This window comes from Luteitalea sp., from assembly GCA_009377605.1.
In the GTDB taxonomy this organism is placed as follows: domain Bacteria; phylum Acidobacteriota; class Vicinamibacteria; order Vicinamibacterales; family Vicinamibacteraceae; genus WHTT01.
Genome location: WHTT01000318.1, coordinates 1 through 587 on the forward strand (window position 1 = coordinate 1; position 587 = coordinate 587).

At 66.4% G+C, this 587-nt stretch carries 1 protein-coding gene; it reads left to right on the forward strand.

Annotation, left to right across the window (positions count from 1 at the left end):
- Positions 1-586, forward strand: a 586-nt coding sequence (locus GEV06_29115; GenBank protein MPZ21898.1) for a hypothetical protein, incomplete at its 5' end; no start/stop codon positions are given.
- Position 587 lies beyond the last annotated feature (1 nt).

Here is a 587-nt window from a genome sequence, read left to right on the forward strand (position 1 = left end):
AGCGTTCGCCCCAGTCGGCGACGTGGTCCGACCGTCTGCGGGGTACGAGCCGCGGTCTGCCGATCAGAGTGTGCTGTACCAGGTCGTGCGCGATCATTTCGAGACCTTTCGCGCCCAGGCCGGGGGTCTCTGCAACGGAGAGGGCCTGCCCCGGTTCATCGAGGAGGAGTTCGAGGGCTTTCTGCGTTGTGGATTCCTCGCGGGCGGCTTCGCGCGCTTTCACTGCGACGGGTGTGGCCTGGATCGTCTGGTCCCCTTTTTGTGCAAAGGTCGGGCGGTGTGTCCGAGTTGCGGCGGGCGGCGGATGGCCGCACGCGCGGCGCACCTGGTGGACCACGTGTTTCCCCTCGTCCCCGTGCGCCAATGGGTGCTGACCCTGCCGCACCGGATTCGGTATCTACTCGCCTGGGATCACGTGCTCTGCCGGGCGGTGGTCGGCGTCTTCATGCGCGCGGTGCTCGGGTTCCTGCGCCGCCGGGCTCGTGACCGTCCCTCCGCACGTCCAAATTGGCTGGGGAAGAAGAGAGCTGTGTCTCGAATATTCGTTGACATGCCCTGTCGCGAGGGCGGATCATCCGCGCTGTGAA